Origin of the sequence: Pseudomonas sp. FDAARGOS_761, assembly GCF_013343155.1 — a bacterium.
In the GTDB taxonomy this organism is placed as follows: domain Bacteria; phylum Pseudomonadota; class Gammaproteobacteria; order Pseudomonadales; family Pseudomonadaceae; genus Pseudomonas; species Pseudomonas aeruginosa.
This window is the reverse complement of sequence record NZ_CP054572.1, coordinates 3,435,290-3,455,269: the sequence shown is the minus strand read 5'-3', so window position 1 is coordinate 3,455,269 and position 19,980 is coordinate 3,435,290. Positions and strand designations below refer to the sequence as shown.

Here is a 19,980-nt window from a genome sequence, read left to right as displayed (position 1 = left end):
CCCTTTTTTCATCCCCTACATGTGGAAGGTATTGCCCGTGACTCAGAAGCCCGACCAGTGTCTCGGTGAATGGATCGATCGTGAAGCCATCGCGGAAGCCATGATCCCGCTGATTGGCCAGCTCTACCGCAATAACAATGTGGTGACCTCGATCCATGGCCGTGGTCTGATCAACCGCTCGGTGATCGCGATCATGAAGGCGCATCGTTTCGCCCGTCATCGCATGGCTGATGACGCCGAGCTGTCGGTTCACGAGACGTTCCCGATCCTCAAGGCGATGAGCGAGCTCAAGCTGGGTGCCGCTTCCGTCGATCTGGGCAAGATGGTCGCCAAGTTCAAGGCAGAAGGTAACGGCCGCAGCATCGAGGACTTCGTCAAGGCCGAGCTGGCCGAAGTGGCCGGCAAGCAGAACGGCGATGCCCGCGAAGGCACCGACGTCGTGCTCTACGGCTTCGGCCGCATCGGTCGCCTGCTGGCGCGTATCCTGATCGAGAAGACCGGCGGCGGCGACGGCCTGCGCCTGCGCGCGATCGTCGTGCGCAAGGGCGCCGAGAACGACCTGGTCAAGCGGGCCAGCCTGCTGCGTCGGGACTCGGTGCACGGTCCGTTCGACGGCACCATCACCATCGACGAAGAAAACAACACGCTGACCGCCAACGGCAACCTGATCCAGGTGATCTACTCCAACGACCCGGCGTCGATCGACTACACCCAGTACGGCATCAAGAACGCCCTGCTGGTCGACAACACCGGCAAGTGGCGCGACGCCGAAGGCCTCGGCCAGCACCTGAAGTGCCCGGGGATCGATCGCGTGGTCCTTACCGCGCCGGGCAAGGGTGCGCTGAAGAACATCGTGCACGGTATCAACCACACCGACATCGGCGCCGACGACAAGATCATCTCGGCCGCCTCCTGCACCACCAACGCCATCGTGCCGGTGCTGAAGGCTGTCAACGACCAGTACGGCATCGTCAACGGTCACGTCGAGACCGTTCACTCGTACACCAACGACCAGAACCTGATCGACAACTTCCACAAGGGCAGTCGTCGTGGCCGCAGCGCGCCGCTGAACATGGTGATCACCGAGACCGGTGCCGCCACCGCCGCGGCCAAGGCCCTGCCGGTGCTGAAAGGCAAGCTGACCGGCAATGCGATCCGCGTGCCGACGCCGAACGTGTCCATGGCGATCCTCAACCTGAACCTGGAAAAGGCCACCACCCGCGAAGAGATCAACGAGTACCTGCGCCAGATGGCCATGCACTCGGACCTGCAGAAGCAGATCGACTTCGTCAGCTCCCAGGAAGTGGTTTCCACCGACTTCGTCGGTTCGCGCCATGCCGGCGTGGTGGACGCCGAGGCGACCATCTGCAACGACAACCGTGTCGTCCTGTACGTGTGGTACGACAACGAGTTCGGCTACAGCTGCCAGGTAGTGCGCGTGATGGAAGACATGGCTGGGGTCAACCCGCCGGCCTTCCCGCGTTGATGCGCGAGGCGTAGAGGAAAACGGGAGCTCTCGGGCTCCCGTTTTTCATTTCTGTGGATAACCAGAACAAGAAACTACTCACTTCGATTTAGGGTTTTTCAATGGATGGTCAACATCTGCACCAGGGCGAGCTGAAGCGTGGCCTGAAGAATCGCCACATCCAGTTGATCGCGCTGGGCGGGGCGATCGGCACCGGGCTGTTCCTCGGCTCGGCGGGCGTCATCAAGACGGCCGGCCCGTCGATGATCCTCGGTTACGCCATTGGCGGCTTCATCGCCTTCCTGATCATGCGCCAGCTCGGCGAGATGATCGTCGAGGAGCCGGTGGCCGGTTCCTTCAGCCACTTTGCACACAAGTACTGGGGCGGCTTCGCCGGTTTCCTCTCCGGCTGGAACTACTGGGTGCTGTACATCCTGGTGGGCATGTCGGAGCTGACCGCGGTGGGCAAGTACATCCAGTACTGGTGGCCTGACGTGCCGACCTGGGCCACGGCGGCGGCGTTCTTCGTGCTGATCAACGCGATCAACCTGGCCAACGTGAAAGCCTTCGGCGAGACCGAGTTCTGGTTCGCGATCATCAAGGTAGCGGCGATCATCGGCATGATCCTGCTCGGTATCTACCTGCTGGTCGGCGGCGGTGGCGGGCCGCAAGCCTCGGTGAGCAACCTGTGGGACCGCGGCGGCTTCTTCCCCAACGGCCTCAGCGGCCTGGTGATGACCCTGGCGATCATCATGTTCTCCTTCGGTGGCCTGGAGCTGGTGGGCATCACCGCCGCCGAGGCGTCCGAGCCGAGGAAGGTGATTCCCAAGGCGATCAACCAGGTGATCTACCGGATCCTGATCTTCTATATCGGCGCCCTGGCGGTGCTGCTCTCGCTGTATCCATGGGACCAGTTGGTGGAGACCATCAACGCTTCCGGCGACGACTACAGTGGCAGCCCGTTCGTGCAGATCTTCTCGTTGATCGGCAGCGGCACCGCGGCCAACATCCTCAACTTCGTAGTCCTCACCGCGGCATTGTCGGTCTACAACAGCGGCGTCTACTGCAACAGCCGGATGCTCTACGGCCTGGCCGCCCAGGGCGACGCGCCGAAGGTGCTGATGTCGGTGGACCGCCGGGGCGTGCCGGTGCTGTCGATCCTGGTCTCGGCGCTGATCACCTTCCTCTGCGTGATCGTCAACTACGTATTGCCGCACAAGGCGCTGGAACTGCTGATGTCGCTGGTGGTGGCGGCGCTGGTGATCAACTGGGCGATGATCAGCCTGTCGCACCTGAAGTTCCGCGCGGCGATGAAGCGGCAGGGCGTGGACACCTTCTTCAAGGCACTCTGGTCGCCGTTCAGCAACCACCTGTGCCTGGCCTTCGTGGTGTTCATCCTTGGCATCATGCTGATGATCCCCGGGATCAACATCTCGGTGTACGCCATCCCATTCTGGCTGCTGCTGATGTGGTTGTGCTACCGGGTCAAGCTGTCGCTGGCGGAAAGGCGCGGGCTCGGCCAGCAGGCCTGAGCCTGCGGGTGGCGCGGGACGGGAGCTTCGGCTCCCGTTTTTCATTTCGCACGGGCAAGTTTTTCTGTCGTTTTCTGTTACGCGTTTCAAGGCCCGGTGTGCGGCTTGGGTGGCTCCCGGGGAGGTGGCTCTTTATAATCCCGGAGTTACCTTGCGGGGCCATTCATCAATCGTGCCAATTCAGTACGTTGTGCGCGATGATGGTCATTTTCTGACTTGGGCCTCGTCTTTTCTGTCCACGACCACTAGGCACTAGACATGATCAAGATAAAACGTGGCCTGGACCTGCCCATCAGCGGCGCCCCCGAACAGCGCATCGAGGCAGCACGCCCGGTACGCAGCGTGGCGTTGATCGGTTTCGACTACCACGGCATGAAGCCGACCATGGCGGTGCAGGTAGGCGACCGGGTGAAGCTGGGGCAGGTGCTGTTCACCGACAAGAAGAATCCCTCCGTCAGCTATACCGCACCCGGCGCCGGTGTGGTCAGTGCCATCCATCGTGGCGAGAAGCGCGTCCTGCAATCGGTGGTCATCGATCTCGACGGCGACGAGCAACTGGAGTTCGCCCGTTATCCCGCGGACCAACTCGCCACGCTGAGCGCCGAGCAGGTCCGCGACAACCTGTTGCAGTCGGGCCTGTGGACCGCGCTGCGGACCCGGCCGTTCAGCAAGGTGCCCGATCCCGAGTCCAGCCCCAGTTCGATTTTCGTCACTGCCATCGATACCCAGCCGCTGGCCGCCGATCCGCAGGTGGTTATCGCGGAGCAGGGCGAGGCCTTCCAGGCCGGGCTGACGGTGCTCGGGCGCCTGGCCCGGGTGTTCCTGTGCAAGGCGGAAGGCGTTTCGCTACCCGGCGAGGCGCTCTCCGGCGTGACCGCGCAAGCCTTCGCCGGTCCGCATCCGGCGGGCCTGCCCGGCACCCATATCCACTTCCTCGACCCGGTGGGTGCCGGCAAGAGCGTGTGGAACCTGAACTACCAGGACGTGATCGCCATCGGCAAGCTGTTCACGACCGGGCAATTGTGGACCGAGCGGGTGATCGCCCTGGCCGGTCCGGTGGTGGAAAAGCCGCGTCTGGTGCGCACCCGGTTGGGCGCCAACCTCGACGAACTGGCCGCCGGCCAGCTGCAGCCGGGCAACAACCGGCTGATCTCCGGCTCCGTGCTGGGCGGTCGCACCGCCCATGGCGCCTACGCCTACCTGGGGCGCTACCACCTGCAGTTGTCCTGTCTCAAGGAGGGCGACCAGCGTGAGTTCCTCCACTACCTGCGCGCCGGGGTGGAAAAGCATTCGTTGCTCAACGTGTTCGTCTCCAGGCTGCTCGGCGGCAAGCGTTTCGCCTTCACCACCAGCACCAACGGCAGCCCGCGGGCGATGGTGCCGGTAGGCAACTACGAGGCGGTGATGCCGCTGGATATCCTGCCGACCCAACTGCTGCGCTACCTGATCGTCGGCGACACGGAAATGGCCCAGAAGCTCGGCGCCCTGGAACTCGACGAAGAGGACCTGGCGCTGTGCAGCTACGTCTGCGCCGGCAAGTACGAATACGGCCCGATTCTGCGGGACAACCTGGCACGCATCGAGCAGGAGGGCTGAGCCATGGGTTTGCGTAACCTGCTCGACAAGGTCGAGCATCATTTCGAGAAGGGCGGGCGCTACGAGAAGTGGTACCCGCTGTACGAAGCCGTGGACACCTTCCTCTATCGTCCCGGCAGCGTCACCCGCACCACTGCACACGTGCGCGACGGCATCGACCTGAAGCGCATGATGATCATCGTCTGGCTGTGCACCTTCCCGGCGATGTTCTTCGGCATGTACAACGTCGGCCACCAGGCCAACCTGATCTTCGCCCAGAGCCCCGACCTGTTGAGCGCCCAGGATGGCTGGCGCTTCGCCCTGATCGGCGCGCTGGCCGGGTTCGACCCGAACAGCCTGTGGGATTGCCTGGTCCAGGGCGCCGCGTACTTCCTGCCGGTGTACCTGACCACCTTCATCGTCGGCGGTTTCTGGGAGGTGCTGTTCGCCAGCATCCGCCGCCACGAGGTCAACGAAGGCTTCTTCGTCACCTCGGTGCTGTTCGCCCTGACCCTGCCGCCGTCCGTCCCGCTGTGGCAGGTAGCCCTGGGGATCAGCTTCGGCGTGGTGCTGGGCAAGGAAGTGTTCGGCGGCACCGGGAAGAACTTCCTCAATCCGGCACTGGTCGGCCGGGCCTTCCTGTTCTTCGCCTACCCGGCGCAGATGTCCGGCGACGCGGTATGGACCTCGGTGGACGGCTTCGCCGGCGCCACCTCGCTGAGCCTGGCCGCCGCCGGCGGGGTGGACAACATCCTCGGCCACGGCCTGACCTGGATGGATGCCTTCCTCGGCCACATGCAGGGTTCGATGGGCGAGACCAGCACCCTGGCGATCTTCATCGGCGGCGCCGTGCTGCTGCTGACCCGCATCGCCTCCTGGCGCATCGTCGCCGGGGTGATGCTGGGGATGGTCGCCATGAGCTATCTGTTCAACGCCATCGGCTCGGCCAGCAACCCGATGTTCGCCATGCCCTGGTATTGGCACCTGGTCACCGGCGGCTTCGCCTTCGGCATGATCTTCATGGCCACCGACCCGGTCTCGGCGTCCATGACCGATACCGGCAAGTGGCTGTTCGGCGCCCTGATCGGAGTGATGGTCATGCTGATCCGGGTGGTCAACCCGGCGTTCCCGGAAGGCATGATGCTGGCGATCCTGTTCGCCAACCTGTTCGCACCGCTGATCGACCATTTCGTCGTTCAGGCCAACATCAAGCGGAGGCTGGCGCGCAATGGCTAATCAAGAATCCACCACCCGCACACTGCTGGTAGCCCTGGTGGTGTGCCTGGTCAGCTCGGTGTTCGTCGCCGGCGCGGCGGTGGCGCTGAAGCCGACCCAGGCGGAAAACCGCCTGCTCGACAAGCAGCGCAGCATCCTCGCCATCGCCGGTCTCGGCGAGCCGGGCATGTCCGGCAAAGAGGTCAAGGCGCTGTTCGACAGTCGCATCACCGCCAAGGTGGTCGACCTGCAGAGCGGCACCTTCAGCGATGCCCAGGACCCGCTCGGCTACGATCCGCTGAAAGCGGCCAAGGACCCTGCGCTTTCGGAAGCGCTGCCCGCCGCCGAGGACATCGCCTCGATCAAGCGCCGCGAGCGCTATACCACGGTCTACCTGGTGGAGACCGACGGCAAGCTCGACACCCTGATCCTGCCGGTGCGCGGCTACGGTCTGTGGTCGACCCTGTACGGCTTCCTGGCGCTCAAGGGCGACCTCAACACGGTCGCCGGCTTCGGCTTCTACCAGCATGGCGAGACCCCCGGTCTCGGCGGCGAGGTCGACAATCCGAAATGGAAGGCGCTGTGGGTCGGCAAGACCCTCTACGACGCCCAGGGCGATCTTGCCGTACAGATCATCAAGGGCTCGGTGGACCCGCAATCGGCGAAGGCGACCCACCAGGTCGACGGCCTGGCCGGCGCCACCCTGACCAGCAAGGGTGTCGACAACCTGCTGCATTTCTGGCTCGGCAAGGACGGTTTCGACGCCTTCCTCGCCAATCTGCGCAAAGGGGAGGCGTGATGGCTGCTCAACCCACGATCCGCGAAGTCCTGTTCAATCCGGTCTTCCAGAACAATCCGATCGGCCTGCAGATCCTCGGGATCTGCTCGGCGCTGGCGGTAACCTCGAACCTGAAGACCGCTACCGTCATGGCCATCGCCCTGACCCTGGTGACCGGCTTCTCCAACCTGTTCATCTCGATGATCCGCCGGCAGATTCCCAGCTCGATCCGGATGATCGTGCAGATGGTGATCATCGCCTCGCTGGTGATCGTCGTCGACCAGGTGCTCAAGGCCTATGCCTATAGCCTGAGCAAGCAGCTCTCGGTGTTCGTCGGGCTGATCATCACCAACTGCATCGTGATGGGCCGCGCCGAAGCCTTCGCCATGGCCAACCCGCCGCTCGTGTCGTTCTTCGACGGCATCGGCAACGGTCTCGGCTACAGCGCCATGCTGCTGGTGCTGGGCTTCGTCCGCGAGCTGTTCGGCGCCGGCAAGCTCTACGGCATCAGCGTGTTGCCGACGGTCAACGATGGCGGCTGGTACCAGCCGAACGGCCTGCTCCTGCTGCCGCCTTCGGCGTTCTTCCTGATCGGCCTGATCATCTGGGCCCTGCGGACCTGGAAGAAAGACCAGGTCGAGGCCCCGACCTACAAGATGGCCCCGCAGGTATCCAGCAAGGAGGCTTACTGATGGAGCACTACATCAGCCTGTTCGTGAAGGCCGTGTTCGTCGAGAACATGGCGCTGGCGTTCTTCCTCGGCATGTGTACCTTCATCGCCATCTCGAAGAAGGTGGAGACCGCCATCGGCCTGGGTATCGCGGTGATCGTGGTGCAGACCATCACCGTGCCGGCCAACAACCTGATCTACACCTACCTGCTCAAGGACGGCGCGCTGGCCTGGGCCGGGCTGCCCGAGGTGGACCTGAGCTTCCTCGGCCTGCTCAGCTACATCGGGGTGATCGCCGCCATCGTGCAGATCCTCGAGATGCTCCTCGACAAGTACGTACCCAGTCTCTACAACGCGCTGGGCGTGTTCCTGCCCCTGATCACGGTGAACTGCGCGATCATGGCCGGCTCGCTGTTCATGGTCGAGCGCGACTACAACCTTGCCGAGAGCACGGTGTACGGCGTCGGCTCGGGCTTTTCCTGGGCGCTGGCGATCGCCGCGCTGGCGGGTATCCGCGAGAAGCTCAAGTACAGCGACGTCCCCGAGGGCCTGCAGGGCCTGGGGATCACCTTCATCACCATCGGCCTGATGTCGTTGGGCTTCATGTCGTTCTCCGGCGTGCAGTTGTAAGGAGAGGCCCGTGATCGGATTCGAGATTTTCCTGGCCATCGGCATGTTCACCGCCATCGTCCTGGGCCTGGTGGCGATCATCCTGGTCGCCCGCGCCAAGCTGGTGTCGAGTGGCGACGTGACCATCCAGATCAACGGCGAGCACAGCCTGACCGTGCCGGCCGGCGGCAAGCTGCTGCAAACCCTGGCGACGAACAACGTGTTCCTGTCTTCCGCCTGCGGCGGCGGCGGCACCTGCGCGCAGTGCAAGTGCGTGGTGGTCGAGGGCGGCGGCGAGATGCTGCCCACCGAGGAGTCGCACTTCACCCGGCGCCAGGCGAAGGAGGGCTGGCGCCTGTCGTGCCAGACCCCGGTCAAGCAGGACATGCAGATCCGCGTGCCTGAAGAGGTCTTCGGGGTGAAGAAGTGGGAATGCACGGTGGAGTCCAACCCCAACGTCGCCACCTTCATCAAGGAGCTCACCCTGCGCCTGCCGGACGGCGAGAGCGTGGATTTCCGCGCCGGCGGCTACGTGCAGCTGGAATGCCCGCCGCACGTGGTCGAGTACAAGGACTTCGATATCCAGCCGGAATATCGCGGCGACTGGGACAAGTTCAACATGTGGCGCTACGTGTCGAAGGTCGACGAGACGGTGATCCGCGCCTACTCGATGGCCAACTACCCGGAAGAGCAGGGCGTGGTCAAGTTCAACATCCGCATCGCCTCGCCGCCGCCGGGCAGCGACCTGCCGCCGGGGCAGATGTCGTCCTGGGTGTTCAACCTCAAGCCGGGCGACAAGGTCACCGTGTACGGGCCGTTCGGCGAGTTCTTCGCCAAGGACACCGAGGCCGAGATGGTCTTCATCGGCGGTGGCGCCGGCATGGCGCCGATGCGTTCGCACATCTTCGACCAGTTGCGCCGGCTCAAGTCGAACCGCAAGATCAGCTTCTGGTACGGCGCGCGCTCGCTGCGCGAGGCCTTCTATACCGAGGAGTACGACCAGCTGCAGGCGGAGAACCCCAACTTCCAGTGGCACCTGGCGCTGTCCGACCCGCAGCCGGAGGACAACTGGACCGGCCTGACCGGCTTCATCCACAACGTGCTGTTCGAGAACTACCTGAAGGACCACCCGGCGCCCGAGGACTGCGAGTTCTACATGTGCGGCCCGCCGATGATGAATGCCGCGGTGATCAAGATGCTCACCGACCTGGGCGTGGAGCGCGAGAATATCCTGCTGGACGATTTCGGTGGCTGAGCGTTTCCGTCCGCTTGCCAAGGCCGGACTGGCAGCGCTGGCGCTGGTCCTGGCCGGTTGCGGCGACACCCTGGAAAGCTTCGGCGGCCCGACCATGGGCAGCACCTATTCGATCAAGTACGTGCGCGGCGCCTCGGCGCCCGACGTCCAGACGGCGAAAGCCGCGGTGGAAGCGATCCTCGCCGAGGTCGACCGGCAGATGTCCACCTACCGCGACGACTCCCTGGTCTCGCGTTTCAATGCGCTGCCGGCGCAGTCCTGCATGGAGCTGCCGCCACCGATGCTGGAGTTGCTGCGCTATGGCGGCGAGTTGTCGGAACAGAGCCAGGGCGCCTTCGACATGACCGTCGAGCCGCTGATGAACCTCTGGGGCTTCGGTCCGCAGGCGCGGGTGGAGAAGGTTCCCAGCACCGAGCAGATCGCCGCGGCGCGCCGTGACGTCGGCCATCGACACCTGCGCATCGACGGCCAGCGCCTGTGCAAGGACGCCGCCGTACAGCTGGACTTCGACAGCATCGCCGCTGGCTATACGGTGGACGCGGTAGGCGAACGCCTGAAGGAGCTTGGCGTGCGCAGCTACCTGGCGGAAATCACCGGCGAGTTGAAAGCCGAAGGGCGCAAGCCGGACGGCACGCCCTGGCGCATCGCTATCGAAGCGCCGCGCGAGGGCCAGCGGGTCGCCCAGCAGGTACTGGCGCTGGACGGCTACGGCGTCTCGACCTCGGGCGATTACCGCAACTATTTCGAAGAGAACGGCCAGCGCTATTCGCACACCTTCGACCCGCGCACCGGCGCGCCGATCGACCATCACCTGGCTTCGGTCACGGTGATCGATCCGTCGACGCGCAACGCCGACGGCCTGTCGACCCTGCTGATGGTGCTCGGTCCGGAAGAGGGCTACCGTTTCGCCGAGAAGCACCGACTGGCGGCGCTGTTCGTCAGTCGCCAGGGCAACGGTTTCGACAGCCGCACCACGCCACGCTACGAGCAACTGTTCGGCAACCAAGGAGAACGTCCATGACCTGGCTACTGGTCTTCGTCATCATGCTGCTGGTGGTCTTCGGCATGTCCATCGGGGTCATCATGGGCCGCAAGCCGATCGCCGGTTCCTGCGGCGGCATCGCCAACCTGGGGATCGAGAAGGAGTGCTCGATCTGCGGCGGCGACCGGCAGAAATGCGAGGAAGCCAACCGCGACGAATCTGTAGTGCCCGGAAAACTCGCCTACGACGCGACCAAACGCTAATGTGCGACATTTCGCACGGGGCGTAACATATGCCCGCCTCGAGGTCGGACCGAGCCTTGCCCGGCGAATGCCGTCGTTCGCACCGACCCGATGATCGAATCGATCCGCCGCGCACATGTTGTGCAGCGGCTTTGCCGGAGGCGCCAGTGGGCGCCTCGGCCTGTTCTGAGGAGTACGCATGGCTGTCTACAACTACGACGTGGTGATTTTGGGCACGGGTCCGGCGGGCGAAGGGGCGGCGATGAACGCCTCCAAGTACGGACGCAAGCTGGCGGTAGTCGACAGCCGTCGCGTGGTCGGAGGCAACTGCACGCACCTCGGCACCATTCCTTCCAAGGCCCTGCGCCACTCGGTGAAGCAGATCATCGAGTTCAACACCAACCCGATGTTCCGCCAGATCGGCGAGCCGCGCTGGTTCTCCTTCCCCGACGTGCTGAAGAGCGCCGACCGGGTGATCTCCAAGCAAGTCGCCTCGCGTACCGGCTACTACGCGCGCAATCGCATCGACATGTTCACCGGCACCGCCAGCTTCGTCGACGAACGCACCGTCGAAGTGGTGACGCCGAGCGGCGCGGTGGAGCGCCTGGTCGCCGACCAGTTCGTGATCGCCACCGGCTCGCGCCCGTATCGTCCTTCGGACATCAATTTCAACCACCCGCGGGTCTACGACAGTGACACCATCCTGTCCCTGAGCCACACCCCGCGCCGGCTGATCATCTACGGAGCCGGGGTGATCGGCTGCGAATACGCGTCGATCTTCAGCGGCCTGGGCGTGCTGGTGGACCTGATCGATACGCGCGACCAGTTGCTCAGCTTCCTCGATGACGAGATTTCCGATGCGCTGAGCTACCACCTGCGCAACAACAACGTGCTGATCCGCCACAACGAGGAGTACGAGCGCGTCGAGGGGCTGGACAACGGTGTCATCCTGCACCTGAAGTCGGGCAAGAAGATCAAGGCGGACGCGCTGCTCTGGTGCAACGGCCGGACCGGCAACACCGACAAGCTCGGCCTGGAGAACGTCGGCATCAAGGTCAACAGCCGTGGCCAGATCGAGGTGGACGAGAACTACCGCACTTCGGTGAGCAACATCTTCGCCGCCGGCGACGTGATCGGCTGGCCGAGCCTGGCCAGCGCTGCCTACGACCAGGGCCGCTCTGCCGCCGGCAACATCGTCGAGAGCGACAGCTGGCGCTTCGTCAACGATGTGCCGACCGGCATCTACACCATTCCGGAGATCAGCTCGATCGGCAAGAACGAAAGCGAACTGACCGCGGCGAAGATTCCCTACGAAGTGGGCAAGGCGTTCTTCAAGGGCATGGCCCGGGCGCAGATTTCCAACGAGCCGGTGGGCATGCTGAAGATCCTGTTCCATCGCGAGACCCTGGAGATCCTCGGCGTGCACTGCTTCGGCGACCAGGCTTCGGAAATCGTCCACATCGGCCAGGCGATCATGAACCAGCCGGGCGAGCTGAATACCCTGAAGTACTTCGTCAACACCACCTTCAACTACCCGACCATGGCGGAAGCCTATCGGGTAGCGGCGTTCGACGGCCTCAACCGGCTTTTTTGAAGGACTCCGGCCGGCGGCCTGAGCCGGCCGGAGGGGATGTGCTCAGCGATTCCCGAGGGTGGCGCTGGCCAAACCGGGAAAGTCTGTGATCAGGCTGTCCACGCCGAAGTCGGCGAGCCGGCGCATCAGCGCCGGTTCGTTGACCGTCCACACCGAGACGTGAAGCCCCTGGCGCTGGGCCTTGAGCAGGCGTTCCGGGGTGCATAGGGTCCAGTTCAGGGCGAGCAGGGCACAGCCATAGTGCTGGGCGACCTTCAGCGGGTCGAGCCAGGCGTATTCGGCGACCAGCCCGCGCGACAGCTCCGGGGTCAGTTCGTTGAGGGCCTTGAGCACGGTCCGCGAACCGCTGGTGACGGTGACCTTGTCGCGGTTGCCGAAGCGCTCGGTCAGCTCCCTGATCCGCGTTACCGTCCGCGCCGCGCGTTCGCGCGAGGCGCTCTTCACTTCCAGTTGCCAGTGCTCGAACGGGCACTTCTCGAACAACTCCTCCAGCCGCGGGATCGGCGTCGGCCGTACCCAGCCGGGGCCGCCTTCGCGCGCGTCGTAGGTGACCAGGGTGGCCGCGTCGTGTTCGGCGACCTTGCCGCGGCGGCCGGTGGTGCGCTTCAGGGTCGGGTCGTGGATCACCATCAGTTCGCCGTCGCGGGACAGGTGCAGGTCCAGTTCGCAACGGTTGACGCCATGCTCCAGGCAGCGCTGGAAGCTGGCCAGGGTGTTTTCCGGCGCTTCGCCCTTGGCGCCGCGATGTCCATAGATGAGAGTCACTGTGGCTCCTTGTTCGAGGGTTGCGCGGGATTCCGCGGCCGATGATGGCGAACGCTGTCGATCACCCGGCCGCTTTCGAAATATACCGAGAAGTCGCGGTAATCCCAGCGCACGATGGGCGGCTGGCCGACCGCGGGATGTTCCTCGTCGGCCAGGCCGAAGCGTTGCAGCACGGCTTCGCGGCTTTCGCCGCGCGCGGGCAGGGCGACCCGGGTATCGCCCTGGGCGCCCAGCGGAATGCTCAGGGTGTCGGCGAACAGCGGCGGGGCGAGGAGGAGGGAGCACAGCAGTAGCGAACGGAGCATCGGTACATCTCAGGTCGAAGAAGGTTGGCCCGGCTCGCCGAGCGGGCCTTGTCCGGCCCGTGCCAGGCGGCGCTGCTGGGCCTGCTTCTGGAGGATATGCCGGGCCAGCAACTGGCGCTGTGCGTCGCTCAACGCTTCGAACTCGGTGCCGATCTCGAATTCGTCGTCGTGTGGCTGGGCGTGGATTACCCGGGCCCGCAGTTCGAGGCCGAAACCCTGCGGCAACAGGACCATGCGCAGGACGAGCAACTGGCCGACCGGCAAAGCGCGGTCGTGGTGGAAGCTGACGCCCCCCTCGGACAGGCTGACCTTGCGCGGTTCGCCGATCTCCTTGAGCAGGCTCTGCACCATGACCTGGCCAAGCAGGTCGATGCGCTTGTTCATCACCTTCAGGTAGTTGGCCAGCGTGCGGTCGCGTTCGCTGATGTGGCGCAGCAGGTGCTGCGACTCGTAATCCATCAGGTGGAGGTCGCTGAGCAGGCTGAACAGGGTGGCCCCCGGCTCGCTCTCCAGGCCGTCTTCGACGGCCCCGGCAGGGCGAAATTCCAGTGCGAGGGTATCTTCGATACGGTAGTATTCGCGGCGGTCATCCGCGTCACGAGTGGACATGGCGAACCCACGGCGGCAGTGATGGTCAGAGTGTAAGGCCGCCGGCGATGCCTCGCCACTTCGCCATCCCGACGCATCCATTTTCTGCCAGCTAAGGGCGACATGTTCAGACCCCTGTCCGTTTTCATCGGCACGCGCTATACGCGGGCCAAACGTCGCAGCCATTTCGTCTCCTTCATTTCGCTGACCTCGATGATCGGCCTGGCACTGGGCGTGCTGGTGATGATCGTGGTGCTCTCGGTGATGAACGGCTTCGATCGCGAAATGCGTACCCGCATCCTCGGCATGGTGCCGCAGGCCACCGTCGAGTCGTACCAGCCCATCGATGACTGGCGCGCCCTGGCCGAGAAGGTTAAGGCCCACGAGCATGTCACCGCGGTAGCGCCGTTCACCCAGATGCAGGGCATGCTCAGCGCCAATGGCGCGGTGCAGACGGTGATGGTCGATGCGGTCGATCCGCTGGAAGAGGCCAAGGTCTCGATCATTCCCGATTTCTTCAGGCAGGGCTCGCTGGCGGAACTCAAGGCCGGCGGCTTTGGCATCGTCATTGGCCAACTGGCTGCGCAGAAGCTCGGCGTCGGCATCGGCGACAAGGTCACCCTGATCCTCCCCGAGGTGGCGGTCACCCCGGCCGGGGTGTTCCCGCGTATGAAGCGTTTCACCGTGGTCGGCACCTTCCGCGTCGGCGCCGGTGAACTGGATGGCGGCCTGTCGCTGATCCACCTGGAAGACGCCGCGCGCCTGCAGCGCTGGAAGACCAACCAGGTACAGGGGCTGCGCCTGAAGCTCGACGACCTGTTCCAGGCGCCGCGGGTGGCCTGGGAGATCGCCCGGACCCTGACCGACAATGACTTCTACGCCCGCGACTGGACGCGCAGCCACGGCAACCTGTACCAGGCCATCCGCATGGAAAAGACCATGATCGGCCTGTTGTTGCTGCTGATCGTCGCGGTCGCCGCGTTCAACATCATTTCCACCCTGGTGATGGTGGTCACCGACAAGAAGTCGGACATCGCCATCCTTCGTACCCTCGGCGCCACGCCGGGGCAGATCATGGCTACCTTCATGGTCCAGGGCACGGTGATCGGGGTGATCGGCACGCTGGTCGGCGGGGTCCTCGGGGTGGTCGCGGCGCTCAACGTCAGCGCCTGGATTTCCGCCCTGGAAAAGCTGCTGGGCCACCAGTTCCTCGCGTCCGACGTGTACTTCATCGATTACCTGCCGTCGCAACTGATGCTCGACGATGTCGTGCTGGTCTGCGGCGCGGCCCTGGTCCTCAGCTTCTTCGCCACTTTGTATCCAGCCTGGCGTGCGGCGCGCACCCAGCCTGCGGAGGCTTTGCGTTATGAATGACAAGTCGGTGCTGAGTTGCCGCAACCTGAGCAAGAGCTACGACGAGGGGCCGCAGTCGGTGCAGGTGCTGTCCGGCGTCGAGTTGAACCTGCTGCCTGGGGAGCGGGTGGCTATCGTCGGCAGCTCCGGTTCGGGCAAGAGCACCTTGCTGAACATGCTCGGCGGCCTGGACACGCCCTCCGCCGGCAGCGTCTGGCTCGCCGGCGAGGAACTCTCGGCGCTGAACGAGACGGCCCGCGGGCTGCTGCGCAACCGCGCGCTGGGCTTCGTCTACCAGTTCCACCACCTGTTGCCGGAGTTCACCGCCCTGGAGAACGTCTGCATGCCGCTGTTGATCGGCCGCACGCCGATCGCGGAAGCCCGCCAGCGGGCGGCCGAGCTGCTGGAGCGGGTCGGGCTGGGGCATCGCCTGTCGCACAAGCCGGCCGAGCTGTCCGGCGGCGAGCGCCAGCGGGTGGCGATCGCCCGCGCGCTGGTCAACCGTCCGCAGCTGGTACTGCTCGACGAGCCCACCGGCAACCTCGACCAGCATACCGCCCAGGGTATCCAGGAGCTGATGCTGGAACTGAGCCGTTCGTTGCAGACCTCGTTCCTGGTGGTAACCCACGATCTCCAGCTGGCCGGGCACATGGATCGCATCCTGCGCCTGGAAGAAGGCCGACTGATCGCCGCGTAGCGGGGCGACGGCGTGCCCGCCGTCCGCTCCCGTCCGGCGAATCCCCCATCGACTCGGTGCATCCGCGACATGTTCAGACCGTTACCGTTCTTCATAGGCCTGCGCTACACCCGCGCCAAACGCCGCAACCACTACATCTCGTTCATCTCGCTGACCTCGATGATCGGCCTGGCGCTGGGCGTGCTGGCGATGATCATCGTGCTCTCGGTGATGAACGGCTTCCAGAAGGAAATGCGCACGCGGATCCTCGGCATGGTGCCGCATGCCACCATCAGCGCGACGCAGCCGCTGGACGACTGGCAGACCGTCGCCAACGCGGCGCTGCGGCACCGCGAGGTGGTCGGCGCGGCGCCGTTCGCCGAACTGCAGGGCATGCTGTCGTACAAGGGCAACATGCTGCCGGTGCTGGTCAACGGCATCGACCCGCAGGAGGAGCGCAAGGTTTCCATCATCGGCGAGCACATCGTCCAGGGCAGCCTGGACGACCTCAAGCCTGGCGAGTTCGGCATCGTCCTCGGCGAGATCACCGCGCGGCGCTTCCATGTCAATGTCGGCGACAAGCTGACCCTGATCGTCCCGGAAGCCACCAGTGCGCCGGGTGGCATCACTCCGCGCATGCAGCGCTTCACCATCGTCGCCCTGTTCAAGGTCGGCGCCGAACTGGACAACTCGCTGGCGCTGATCGACATCGCCGATGCCGGACAGTTGCTGCGCCTGCAACCGGGCCAGGTGCCGAGCGTGCGCCTGGAACTGAAGGATCTCTACCAGTCGCCGCAGGTCGCCGCCAAGGTGGTCAAGGAGTTGGGGCAGGGCTTCAGGTCCAGCGACTGGACCAGGACCCAGGGCAGCCTGTTCAACGCGATGAAGATGGAAAAGACCATGATCGGCCTGCTCCTGCTGCTGATCATCGCGGTCGCCGCCTTCAACATCATCGCCACCCTGATCATGGTGGTCGCCGACAAGCGCACCGACATCGCGATTCTTCGTACCCTCGGCGCCACGCCGCGGCAGATCATGGCGATCTTCATGGTCCAGGGCACCGTCATCGGCGTGATCGGGACGGTCATCGGCGGGGTGCTCGGGGTGTTCGCGGCGTTGAACATCACCGGGATGATCGACCGCATCGAACGGTTGGTCGGACACAAGGTCTTCAGCTCGGACGTGTACTTCATCAACTACCTGCCTTCCGACCTGCAGGTGCTGGACGTGGTGCTGATCTGCAGCGCTGCATTGCTGATGAGCTTCCTCGCCACCCTGTACCCATCCTGGCGCGCGGCGCGGACACAACCGGCCGAGTCGCTGCGCTACGAGTGAGCGAGAAGGCCTGCGCCAGTCCCTGCACGGGGCGGACAAGGCCCACGAAAAAGCCGCCTTCGAGGCGGCTTTTTCATGTCAGGCGGATCACTTCGCGGCGACCCGTTCGCGACGTTGCCGGCAGCGTCGGCTCCAACTGCGCTGCACCCACCAGCGCCAGTAGAGCATCGTCAGCGCGTAGCCGAGGATGGCGGCGATGATGCCGCACACCACCGAACCGAGCAGGAAGGGCTGCCAGAGGCTGGACAGCTCCTGGCTGATCCATTCCCAGGTGAGATGGTCCGGCAGGGTGCGCGGCGGCACCTGCATCAACCAGGCGCCCAGCTTGTAGGTGCAATAGAAGACCGGGGGCATCGTGATCGGATTGGTCAGCCAGACCAATCCGACGGAGATTGGCAGATTGCTCCGAATCCACACCGCCAGACCGGCCGCCAGCAGCATCTGCATCGGCATCGGGATGAAGGCGGCGAACAGCCCGGCGGCCATGGCGCGCGATACCGAGTGGCGATTGAGATGCCAAAGGTTGGGATCGTGCGTCAACTTGCCGAGAAAGCGCAGCGACTTCTGCGAGCGGATGCTTTCCGGATCGGGCATGTAGCGCTTGAACAGGCGACGCGGCATGTGGGCTCTCGGTGGATATAGGCTTGCGTATTATGCCAAGCAAGATGACAGGATTTCGTTGCCCATTGTATGACCCCATGTGACATGTCGGGGAGCGGAGGGCACGCCACGGGGATGGGAGGAACCGTTCATGCGCCTGGGATTGCCAGCCCTCGCCGCGGGGCTGCTGGCCCTGCGCTTCCTGGCGGAATTGCCGTCGGTCGGCTGGCTGCTGGGCATGGCCGCCGCCGGACTGTTGCTGCTGTTCGGCCGGCTGTACTGGCTGGGGTTGTTCCTGCTCGGGTTCGCCTGGGCCTGCGGCTCGGCGCAAGTCGCCCTGGACGGACGCCTGGCCGCCGAGCTGGATGGTCGCACCCTTTGGCTGGAGGGGCGTGTGGTCGATCTGCCGGCGAGCGGCGAGGGCGACACGCGCTTCCGGCTGGAGGAGGTCAGCGCTGCGCGGGGCGTGCTTCTTCCCGAGCGTCTGCGCCTGAGCTGGCGCGGCGCGCCGCCGCTGATGGGCGGCGAACGCTGGCGCCTGGCGGTGACCCTGAAACGCCCCCGCGGCCTGGTGAACGCGGCGGGTTTCGACTACGAGGCCTGGTTGTTGGCGCAGCGGGTCGGTGCTGTGGGCACGGTGAAGGCGGGCGAACGCCTGCAGCCGGCCAGCGGCCTGGATGCCTGGCGCGATGCCTGGCGCCAGCGCCTGCTGGCGGTCGACGCACAGGGGCGCGGCGCCGCCCTGGCGGCGCTGGTGCTGGGGGATGGCTCGGGATTGAGTGCGGCCGAGTGGCGCATGTTCCAGGACACCGGCACCGTGCATCTGATGGTCATCTCCGGTTCGCATATCTCGTTGCTGGCGGGGATGCTCTATGGCCTGGTGGCGGCCTTGCATCGCCTGGGCTGCTGGCCGCGGCGCCTGCCCTGGCTGCCCTGTGCCTGCGCCCTGGGTTTGCTTGGTGCATGGAGCTACGGGTTGATGGCGGGTTTCGAGGTCCCGGTGCGGCGCGCCTGCCTGATGGTCAGCCTGGCGTTGGTCTGGCGCCTGCGTTTCCGCCACCTGGGCTTGCTGACCCCGCTGCTGGGAACGCTGGTGCTGGTCTTGCTGGTCGAGCCGCTGGCCAGCCTGCAGGCGGGGTTCTGGCTGTCGTTCCTGGCGGTTGCCCTGCTGCTCTGGCTGTTCGCCGGGCGCCTTGGGCGCTGGCGCTGGTGGGCGGCCTGGGGGCGGGCGCAGTGGGGGATGGCGCTGGGGCTGGCGATGCCGCTGCTGGCGCTGGGCCTGCCGTTGAGCCTGAGCGGAGCGCTGGCCAACCTGCTGGCGGTGCCTTGGATCGAACTGTTGGTAGTGCCCCCGGCCCTGGCGGGGAGCCTGCTGCTGTGGGTGCCCGGGCTGGGCGAGGGGCTGCTTCGCGCCGCTGGCGTTTCGCTGGACCTGCTGTTTCGTGCACTTGGCCTGCTGGCGGGCCTGGCCGAGGCCTGGCAGCCACCCGCCGCAGCGGCCTGGAGCGTAGCGCTGGGCATGCTCGGCGCGCTCTGCTGGCTGGCGCCGGCTGGCTTGCCGTTGCGTGCCCTCGGTGCCGCGTTGCTACTGCCGGCGTTGTTGCCGTCATCGCCGCCTGTCGAATGGGGGCGGGCGGAAGTGCGGGTGCTGGACGTCGGCCAGGGGCTGGCCGTGCTGGTGCGTACCCGGGAGCATGCCTTGCTCTATGACAGCGGTGCGCGGCAGGGGGCGTTCGACATGGGCGAGCGGGTGGTGGTGCCGGTGCTGCGCAGCCTGGACCTGCGGCGCCTGGACGGCCTGTTGCTGAGCCATGCCGACAACGACCATGCAGGCGGTGCTCCTACGGTCGCTTCCCGATTCCCGCCGGGTTGGCTGGTCAGCGGCGAACCCGCGCGCCTGCCTTCGCCGTTGTTCGCGGACAGCTGCGACGAGCGGAGCTGGTCCTGGGATGGCGTGGTTTTCGAACAGTGGGCATGGGCGCAGGCCGGCGACAGCAACGACCGCTCCTGTGTGCTGAGGGTCGAGGCCGATGGCGAAGTCCTGCTGCTGACCGGGGACATCTCGCGTGCGGCCGAGCATGCCTGGCTGGCGCGACAGGCCGATCCCCGGGTCGACTGGTTGCTGGCGCCGCATCATGGCAGCCGCAGTTCCTCCGGAGTCGCCTTCGTGTTGCGTACGCGACCTCGCCATGTGCTGGTCTCGCGAGGTTGGCGCAACGCCTTCGGCCATCCCCATGGCGAAGTGATGGAGCGTTACGCGAGGGTCGCCGCGCAGGTCCACGACACGGCACGCGACGGTGCCCTGACGTTTCTCCTCGGAAGCCGTGGCGGCGCACGCCGGGAGCGTGATTCGGCGCACTTCTGGCGGGAAAAATGAGAACCGTGGCGGTCGGCGGAAAATGGTCGCTGTGCTAGAGTGGCGCCACTTTTTTTTCGGGGAT

The 19,980-nt window shown here is 65.3% G+C and carries 19 protein-coding genes; 15 read left to right on the top strand and 4 right to left on the bottom strand.

Annotated features, from left to right (window positions below):
- Positions 1–19 precede the first annotated feature (19 nt).
- The 11 genes from FOC67_RS16090 (at position 20) to sthA (ending at position 11,917) form a co-directional block, all read left to right on the top strand.
- Entirely contained in the window at positions 20–1,486 is a 1,467-nt protein-coding gene (locus FOC67_RS16090; RefSeq protein WP_009313820.1) for a glyceraldehyde-3-phosphate dehydrogenase, read from the top strand.
- A gap of 101 nt (positions 1,487–1,587) precedes the next feature.
- Positions 1,588–2,997: an amino acid permease gene (locus tag FOC67_RS16085; RefSeq protein ID WP_009313821.1), complete on the top strand. Its 1,410-nt coding sequence runs from the start codon at positions 1,588–1,590 to the stop codon at positions 2,995–2,997.
- Between the two features lie 258 nt (positions 2,998–3,255).
- Positions 3,256–4,593, top strand: a complete 1,338-nt coding sequence (locus FOC67_RS16080; protein WP_009313822.1) for a Na(+)-translocating NADH-quinone reductase subunit A — start codon at positions 3,256–3,258, stop codon at positions 4,591–4,593.
- 3 nt (positions 4,594–4,596) lie between these two features.
- On the top strand, positions 4,597–5,808 hold the full coding sequence (locus FOC67_RS16075; RefSeq protein WP_003109478.1) for an NADH:ubiquinone reductase (Na(+)-transporting) subunit B: 1,212 nt from the start codon (positions 4,597–4,599) through the stop codon (positions 5,806–5,808).
- Positions 5,801–6,586 carry a Na(+)-translocating NADH-quinone reductase subunit C gene (locus tag FOC67_RS16070; RefSeq protein WP_003091184.1) on the top strand — a complete coding sequence of 262 codons (786 nt, stop codon included), beginning with the start codon at positions 5,801–5,803 and terminating at the stop codon, positions 6,584–6,586. The genes FOC67_RS16075 and FOC67_RS16070 overlap by 8 nt, the downstream gene beginning before the upstream one ends.
- On the top strand, positions 6,583–7,257 hold the full coding sequence (gene nqrD, locus FOC67_RS16065) for an NADH:ubiquinone reductase (Na(+)-transporting) subunit D (protein WP_003119802.1): 675 nt from the start codon (positions 6,583–6,585) through the stop codon (positions 7,255–7,257). Before FOC67_RS16070 ends, nqrD begins: the two co-directional genes overlap by 4 nt.
- Positions 7,257–7,865 (top strand): NADH:ubiquinone reductase (Na(+)-transporting) subunit E, encoded by a 609-nt coding sequence (nqrE, locus tag FOC67_RS16060; RefSeq protein WP_003091182.1) that lies wholly within the window; start codon positions 7,257–7,259, stop codon positions 7,863–7,865. Before nqrD ends, nqrE begins: the two co-directional genes overlap by 1 nt.
- A gap of 10 nt (positions 7,866–7,875) precedes the next feature.
- Positions 7,876–9,099 (top strand): NADH:ubiquinone reductase (Na(+)-transporting) subunit F, encoded by a 1,224-nt coding sequence (nqrF, locus tag FOC67_RS16055; RefSeq protein WP_003091181.1) that lies wholly within the window; start codon positions 7,876–7,878, stop codon positions 9,097–9,099.
- Positions 9,092–10,120 (top strand): FAD:protein FMN transferase, encoded by a 1,029-nt coding sequence (locus FOC67_RS16050; RefSeq protein ID WP_009313825.1) that lies wholly within the window; start codon positions 9,092–9,094, stop codon positions 10,118–10,120. Before nqrF ends, FOC67_RS16050 begins: the two co-directional genes overlap by 8 nt.
- Complete coding sequence (gene nqrM / locus FOC67_RS16045) at positions 10,117–10,344, top strand: (Na+)-NQR maturation NqrM (protein ID WP_003091178.1); 228 nt, start codon at positions 10,117–10,119, stop codon at positions 10,342–10,344. The genes FOC67_RS16050 and nqrM overlap by 4 nt, the downstream gene beginning before the upstream one ends.
- Before the next feature lie 178 nt (positions 10,345–10,522).
- Entirely contained in the window at positions 10,523–11,917 is a 1,395-nt protein-coding gene (gene sthA / locus FOC67_RS16040; RefSeq protein WP_003091177.1) for a Si-specific NAD(P)(+) transhydrogenase, read from the top strand.
- A gap of 42 nt (positions 11,918–11,959) precedes the next feature.
- Here sthA and FOC67_RS16035 read toward each other — a convergent pair whose 3' ends face one another.
- Genes FOC67_RS16035 through FOC67_RS16025 form a run of 3 tightly spaced genes read right to left on the bottom strand, consistent with a single transcriptional unit; the run spans position 11,960 to position 13,596 of the window.
- Complete coding sequence (locus tag FOC67_RS16035) at positions 11,960–12,682, bottom strand: glycerophosphodiester phosphodiesterase (RefSeq protein ID WP_003091176.1); 723 nt, start codon at positions 12,680–12,682, stop codon at positions 11,960–11,962.
- Positions 12,679–12,987: a hypothetical protein gene (locus FOC67_RS16030; protein ID WP_003091175.1), complete on the bottom strand. Its 309-nt coding sequence runs from the start codon at positions 12,985–12,987 to the stop codon at positions 12,679–12,681. Before FOC67_RS16030 ends, FOC67_RS16035 begins: the two co-directional genes overlap by 4 nt.
- A gap of 9 nt (positions 12,988–12,996) precedes the next feature.
- On the bottom strand, positions 12,997–13,596 hold the full coding sequence (locus FOC67_RS16025) for a PilZ domain-containing protein (protein ID WP_003091172.1): 600 nt from the start codon (positions 13,594–13,596) through the stop codon (positions 12,997–12,999).
- Between the two features lie 102 nt (positions 13,597–13,698).
- Between FOC67_RS16025 and FOC67_RS16020 the strand changes: the two genes are divergently transcribed.
- The 3 genes from FOC67_RS16020 (at position 13,699) to FOC67_RS16010 (ending at position 16,939) form a co-directional block, all read left to right on the top strand.
- The gene (locus tag FOC67_RS16020; RefSeq protein WP_009313828.1) at positions 13,699–14,949 is read left to right on the top strand and encodes a lipoprotein-releasing ABC transporter permease subunit; all 1,251 of its coding nucleotides are present in this window, start codon (positions 13,699–13,701) and stop codon (positions 14,947–14,949) included.
- Complete coding sequence (gene lolD, locus FOC67_RS16015) at positions 14,942–15,625, top strand: lipoprotein-releasing ABC transporter ATP-binding protein LolD (RefSeq protein ID WP_003091168.1); 684 nt, start codon at positions 14,942–14,944, stop codon at positions 15,623–15,625. Before FOC67_RS16020 ends, lolD begins: the two co-directional genes overlap by 8 nt.
- 69 nt (positions 15,626–15,694) lie before the next feature.
- Positions 15,695–16,939: a lipoprotein-releasing ABC transporter permease subunit gene (locus FOC67_RS16010; protein ID WP_003105198.1), complete on the top strand. Its 1,245-nt coding sequence runs from the start codon at positions 15,695–15,697 to the stop codon at positions 16,937–16,939.
- Between the two features lie 87 nt (positions 16,940–17,026).
- Here FOC67_RS16010 and FOC67_RS16005 read toward each other — a convergent pair whose 3' ends face one another.
- Positions 17,027–17,560, bottom strand: coding sequence for a DUF2062 domain-containing protein (locus tag FOC67_RS16005; protein WP_003091165.1), 534 nt, complete (start codon positions 17,558–17,560; stop codon positions 17,027–17,029).
- Between the two features lie 130 nt (positions 17,561–17,690).
- On the opposite strand from FOC67_RS16005, the gene FOC67_RS16000 reads away from it, so the two are divergent.
- Positions 17,691–19,916: a DNA internalization-related competence protein ComEC/Rec2 gene (locus FOC67_RS16000; protein ID WP_009313829.1), complete on the top strand. Its 2,226-nt coding sequence runs from the start codon at positions 17,691–17,693 to the stop codon at positions 19,914–19,916.
- Positions 19,917–19,980: the final 64 nt, after the last annotated feature.